Source organism: Xanthomonas sp. WHRI 7945 (assembly GCF_035026585.1).
The window spans coordinates 97,785-103,948 of the sequence record NZ_JAYIQP010000016.1; the positions used below are offsets into that span (position 1 = coordinate 97,785).

At 70.5% G+C, this 6,164-nt stretch carries 5 protein-coding genes; all 5 read right to left on the reverse strand.

Annotated features, from left to right (window positions below; genetic code table 11):
- Nucleotides 1-95 precede the first annotated feature (95 nt).
- The 5 genes from VDQ83_RS14170 to VDQ83_RS14190 all read right to left on the reverse strand — a co-directional run bounded on the left by VDQ83_RS14170 (nt 96) and on the right by VDQ83_RS14190 (nt 5,907).
- Complete coding sequence (locus VDQ83_RS14170; protein ID WP_455435432.1) at nt 96-1,277, reverse strand: diguanylate cyclase domain-containing protein; 1,182 nt, start codon at nt 1,275-1,277, stop codon at nt 96-98.
- 244 nt (nt 1,278-1,521) lie between these two features.
- Complete coding sequence (locus tag VDQ83_RS14175; protein WP_455435433.1) at nt 1,522-3,069, reverse strand: PepSY-associated TM helix domain-containing protein; 1,548 nt, start codon at nt 3,067-3,069, stop codon at nt 1,522-1,524.
- Nucleotides 3,066-3,338, reverse strand: coding sequence for a hypothetical protein (locus VDQ83_RS14180; RefSeq protein WP_455435434.1), 273 nt, complete (start codon nt 3,336-3,338; stop codon nt 3,066-3,068). Before VDQ83_RS14180 ends, VDQ83_RS14175 begins: the two co-directional genes overlap by 4 nt.
- On the reverse strand, nt 3,328-3,624 hold the full coding sequence (locus VDQ83_RS14185; RefSeq protein ID WP_455435435.1) for a hypothetical protein: 297 nt from the start codon (nt 3,622-3,624) through the stop codon (nt 3,328-3,330). The genes VDQ83_RS14180 and VDQ83_RS14185 overlap by 11 nt, the downstream gene beginning before the upstream one ends.
- A gap of 6 nt (nt 3,625-3,630) precedes the next feature.
- Nucleotides 3,631-5,907 (reverse strand): TonB-dependent receptor, encoded by a 2,277-nt coding sequence (locus VDQ83_RS14190; protein ID WP_455435436.1) that lies wholly within the window; start codon nt 5,905-5,907, stop codon nt 3,631-3,633.
- Nucleotides 5,908-6,164: the final 257 nt, after the last annotated feature.

The following is a 6,164-nucleotide window of genomic DNA, read 5'->3' on the forward strand; positions in this document are numbered from 1 at the left end:
AAGCGTTACCGGTAGCGCCCGTCGCGACTGAAGCCGCTCCTACTATGTGCAATAGCACTCAAGGAAAGCCCAAGCCCGCGTCGATACCGGCCGCGCTACCAGCCCGTCTCCTCAGCCAGCACCACCTGGTTGCCGCCGCCGATGCGTGCGCGCTGCAGCAGCGTTTCGGCGCGTTCCAGCAGCGTGGCGGCGGTGTCGGCGGGCGCGGCGAGCAGCGCGCCGATGCTGACGCTGAGCTGTTCGGACGCCATGTCGGCATGTTCGATCGCCAGCAGTTCGACCATGTCGCGCAGCGCCGGCGCCACCTGCCGCAGGTGCGCGCCGCTGGCGTCGTACAGCACCAGCGCGAAGCGATCGGCGTCGATGCGCATGGTCACGTCCATCGGCCGCAGCAGGCATTGCAGTACCTCGGCCACGTCCACCACGGCGCGGTCGGTCTCGCGCGGACCATAGCGCTGCACGAAGGCGGCGAACCCGTCCAGTTCGACCAGGATCAACGCCAGCCCGTGCTGCAGGCGCCGGGTTTCGGCCAGCGCCACCGCCAGGTGCTCGTCGAAGCGGCGGCGATCGCCCAGGCCGGTGAGCGCGTCGCGCAGGGCCTCGTCGTCGCGGACGCGACGCTGCAGGAAGCCTTCGCGCCGAGAATGCTCGCGCAGGTAGCCGCCGACCGCGCCGATCGGCACCGCGACCCACAGCAGCCATTGCAGCCGCAGGTAGGCGTCCTGCGCCGCGCCGTCCAACAGCAGGTGCGCGGCCGCGGCGCTGATCGCGCACAACGCCAGCGCCACCGCCACGCTCTGCCACAGCGCCAGGCCCAGCGGGAAGAAGCCGGCGACGATCACCAGCGTCATCACCGCCGCGGCATAGCGCAGTTCCTGCGGCGGGTAGCCGATGCTGGACAGCACCAGCCCGGTCCCGCCGACCAGCAACAGCAATGCGGCCCGGCCCGGCCCGTGCGAGGACGCGCGATGGATCGACACCGCCACCCACAGCAGCGCCAGCAAGGTCGCGGCGCGCACCGCCACCGCGTAGCCGGCCAGGTCGGCGCCGCCCAGCCAGCCGAAATGCAGCGCGTCCCATGCCAGCAGCAGCAACGCGATCAATACCCCCAGCGAGGCCGCCACGCGCTGCGCGAAGCCCATGGTCGCGGCGGTATGGCGGCGATAGGCCAATTCCAGCGGCGAGTCGAAACGCAGCGTGGCGAAGCCGTCGCGCAACTGGCGGGCATAGGCGTCGCCGGACGGAACGTCGGGCGGCCCTTCGTGGCGATGGTGCATGCGATCCCCTGTAGACGCAGCGTGGCAGAACACGGTGACGGCCACACCATGCGACCGCGCGACGCACAGCGCTGACGCTGCCGGCTCCGACTTCCAGGGACATGAGAAATCACTGGCGCGCGATTGTCCACTTTTTGACCCACGGTGCACGCGTGCCGCGGCACGGCTTTCGAGCCAAACATTCAGGCAGCGCTGGCTGGCGCTACCGCGTCGCTGGCGCGTTCGCCGCCGCGCGCGGGCGCGCTCAGGTCTTGGCCGGCAGCGCCCACACGCTGTTGGGATCGCCCTGGCGGCCGCGGCGCAAGGTGGCGCGCGCCATCTGCCAGTACGTCCAGGCCAGTGCCAATGCGCAGCCGTCGACTGCCAGCAGCAGCGCGCTGCTCCACGGTGCCACCCAGCCGCCGGCACCGCGCAGCGCGGCCAGCGGCACCAGCGCGGTGAGCACGGCGCAGGCCAGCAGCAGTTCGTAGGCGCCGCGCGCGGTGGGGCGCAACAGCGCCCACGCCACGCCCAGGCCGAACACCGCGTAGTACACGATGCGTTCCTGCCCCGGCGGCAACAGGCGTGCGGCCACGAACAGCGCCGACACGCCGGCCACGCAGCCCAGGCAGAGGCCGACGGTGAGCCGCGCCATCGCATGCGTGCGCCACGGCTGCGCCTGCTGGCGGCGCTTGCGCCGCGCCTCCACCCACAGCAGATTGCCGCTGTAGAACAGGAACGCGCCGCCCAAGCCGAGCAGGAAATACAGCCAGCGCACCGGCGCCCCGCCGAAGTTGGCGTAGTGCAACGCCTGCAGCCCGCGCAGCGACGCCACGCCCGGCGACATGTCCTGCGGCGCCAGCACCCGCAGCACCTTGCCGGTGGCCGCTTCCATGGCCACGCCGGCCAGCGTGTTGAGCCGGCGCTGCGGGTGCTGGCCGTAGATTTCCACGCGCGCATTGGCATCGCCGGCGTCGTGGAAGGACAGGCTTTCCGGCTCGAGGCCAGGACTGGCCGCGCGCGCGCGCGCCAGCAGCTCGGCCACCGGCAGCGGCGGCGCCTTGATGTGCGCCGGCTGCACGTGCGGCGTCAGTTCCAGATCCGGCTCCAGCACCTGCATCAGCTTGCCGTCGAACACCAGGTACTGGAATGGCGCCAGCAGCAGCACGCCCAGCGCCAGCACCGCGCCGGACCAGGCGAAGATCACATGGAACGGCAACGACAGCATGCCGACCACGTTGTGCGCGTCCTGCCACACGCGCTTGACGTTGCGTCCCAGGCGCAGCGCGAACAGGTCCTTCAGGAACACCGGCGCGTACAGCACCACACCGCTGACCAACGCCAGGCCATAGAGGATGCAGACCACGCCGAACAGGTAGGTGCCGAAGGTGCGCGGCAAGCCGGCGGTGAAATGCAGGTCGTACAGGAAGTCGACGAAACCGGTGCGTTGCGGCAGCTGCAGCGGTTGCCCGTCGGCGCCGGGCTGGAACTGCACGGTGCCGCCGAACGGCTGCGCCGGCGGCCCGAACGCGTACAGCCGCGGCTGCGCGCCGTGCTCGCCCGGCAGGGTCAGGGTGAACGATTCGGCCAGCGCCGGGTGCCGCGCCAGCACCGCGTCGGCCAATGCCTGCGTGGCCTGCTCCGGTGCCTGCGCCGGCGGCGCGACCGCGGCGGCCGGGCGCGGCCAGTCGTTGAGCTCGTGCGTGAACACGGTGATCGCGCCGGCGTAGAACGCGATGAACAAGGCCATGCCGGCGAGCAGGCCCATCCAGCTGTGCGCCGACAGGAACTGGCGCAGGGTCGCCGCCTTCATACCGTCACCTGCACGAGGCCGCCGGCCTTCAACGCGTACAGCAGGCCATGGCACAGCAGCGTGGCCAGGCCCAGCCACAGCCAGGCGCGCGCGCCGCTGCGGAACACGAACGCCAGCGACATCGCGCCGATCCACAGCGGGAACATCAGCAGCAGCCAGGGCAGCGTGTGCACCTGCAGCGCGCCCGGCCACAGCAGCACGCACAGCCCGACCACGCCCACCGCAAGCGGCAGGCCCAGCGCGATCGCCGCCAACCACCTAGCCCACATCGGCGTGGCCTCCGCGCAGTTGCCGCCAGGCGTCCAGGTACGGCAACGCGACCGCGGCGAGCATCAGCGCGCTCAGCGCCGCGAACGTTCCGGCCCACACCCCGAGCGCGACGATCGCCGCGGCCAGCGCCAGCGCCGACAGCGCCACGCCGCCCACGCGCAGCGCGCGCGCATGCCGACGCCAGGCCGGGCGCAGGCGCTGGTGCGCGGTGGCCAGGTAGAACGCCAGCGCCGCCAGCGGTGCGGCGAGCAGGTACACAGCGGTGGTCAGTGCGTGCATGGCCATGGGCGTTTACCAGCGCATCTCGAAGCCGATGCCGACCACGCGCGGTGCGCCGAGGACGGCGATCGGCTGGTCGGTCCAGCGGTACTGCAGGTACTGCTTGTCGAGCAGGTTGTTGGCGAACACCCAGGCGCTCCAGTCCAGGGTCTCGTAGCCGAATTTTGCATTGACCAGCGTGCGCGAGGCCAGCTGCGGCGAGTCGGTGCCGATGTCGGTGTAGACCTTGTCGCGGAAGTTGGCGTTGAGGTTGGCGACCCAGCCGCCGCCGAAGCGCCAGTTGGCGCCCATCGCCGCGGTCCAGCGCGGCGCGTAGGCGAACTCGCGGCCGGCATAGTCGGTGATCTCGGCGCCGACCACGGTCTTGAATTCGTCGAAGCGGGTGCGCGAATAGCCCAGCGACGCATACCAGTCGAAGCCCTCGCCGAGCCGGTGGCTGGCCTCCAGCTCGAAGCCGTACAGGTGCGCGCGCCCGGCGTTGATGGTGTTGTAGTCGTAGTCGTTGAGGCCGAAGAAGGCGAAGACCTGCTTGTCCTTCCAGTCGATGTAGTAGGCGTTGGCGTTGACGCTCAGGCGTCCGTCCAGCCACTGCGAGCGCAGCGCGGCCTCGTAGTTCCAGGTGTATTCCGGGTCGTAGGCGAAGGCCTGGCTGCGCGCGGTGTTGAAGCTGGAACCGCCGGAGCGGTAGCCGCGCTGCACCACCAGGCTGGCGGCCAGGTCCGGGCTCCATTCATAGCGCGCGCCGAGCTTGGGCAGGAACGCGCTGAAGTCGCGCGCGTTGTTCGGCACCTCGCCGCTGGCCGAGGCGACGATGCCGGCCACGCCGGCGTTGATCGCATCGATCGCCTGGTACAGCGCGGTGCCCGGGCTGGCGAAGCTGGCGGGGCTCGGATAGGTGCCGACGAAGGTCGCGTCGGTGCTGGAGGCCATCTCGTAGCGCTGGCGGTCGTAGCGGAAGCCGCCGATCAGCGAGAAGCCGCGGCCGACATGCCACTGCCCGTCGGCGAACAGCGCGCGGTTCTCCGAGGTGGTCGGCGACGCGCTGACGTACGACACTGGGATCACCGGCAACGCCCGCCCATACGCGGCCGAGATCGCCGCCGCGTTGGCGGCCGGGAAGCCGGCGCCGCGCAGCAGGCGGGTGATGGTGGCGAGCGGGGTGTTCACGTCGAGCCGATTGACCAGGTCGTCCTCGGTCTCGTGCCTGGCCCAGTACGCGCCGAACAGACCCTCCACCGCCTGGCCGTCGTAGTTCAGGCGCAGCTCCTGCGAGGTGGTGCGGGTGCCGGTCACGCGCCTGGCATCGGCGATCTGCACCGCGCTGCGGTCGCCGTCCCAGGTGCTGTCGAGGTCCACCTCGTTCCACGCCGTCACCGCCGACAGCGACCAGGCCGCGTTGAGGGCGTAGTCGACGTTGAGGGTGGCGATGTCGCTGTCGGTGCGGTTGCGGTTGGGGACGTTGTCGTGGTTGACCCGGCGCTTGAAGGCGCCCGCTTCGTCGGTGTGCAGGTACACGTACAGGTATGGCCCGGTGCGGTGCGCCTTGGTGTAGCCGAGCTGGACCCGCAGGCCCTCGATCGCCGACGGGGTCCACAGCAGCTTGCCGCGGTAGGTCAGCGCATGCTGCGCATCGTCGGAGGCCTGGCGCGTGTCGTTCCACAGGTAGCCATCGAAGCTGCGCTGCTCGACCGAGGTGCGGAACGCCAGTTCGTCGGCCACCAATGGGCCGCCGAACGCCGCGGCCAGGGTGCGGTCGGACGGATCGGACGCCAGCACGCGCACCTTGCCTTCCCAGTCCATGGTCGGCTCGGCGGTGTGCAGGATCACCGCGCCGGCCAGCGCGTTCTCGCCCTGCAACGTGGACTGCGGCCCGCGCAGGATCTCCACCTGCTGCAGGTCCCACATGCTCAGCGGTGCCGAACTGGTCGCGGTCCGCGGCAGCGCCGCGCCGTCCAGGTAGATGGTGGCCAGCGGCGCATCGCCGCCGCCGTCGATGTCGCGGATACCGCGGATGGTGAAGCCCAGATCGCCGTAGCTCTGTGACACGTTGGCGGTGCGATTGAACACCTCGTAGAGGTTCTGCAGGTTTTCCTGCTCGATCCGCGCCTGAGTGGTCACCGCCACGCTGCTGGTGGTGTCCTGCAGCGTGCGCTCGCGCTTCTCGCCGGTGACGACGATGCGGTCCAGGGTGGTGGGATCGGCCGCAGCCGCTTCGGCGGCCAGCGCGTGCGCCGGGCTGGCCAGAACCGCAGCAATGGAAACGGACAGCAACAGCAAGTTGACGCGCACGCGCATCGCTCCGTGGAAGCAGGATCGGACGGAGGCATGGCGGCGGCTGTGCCTGGCTGCCGGACCCGGCAGCGCTGGGCGCGGACTTTAACAGAGGGTGAAGATGGGGGCTACAAATTTGTGCGGCGTATCAAGGGCTGCCATGGCGGATCTTCGGCATGGGTTCTCCCGCTCTTCAGGACGGAGCGGCCCTCTGTAGGAGCGGCTTCAGCCGCGACAGGCGCTACCGATAGATCCTGTCGCGGCTGAAGCCGCTC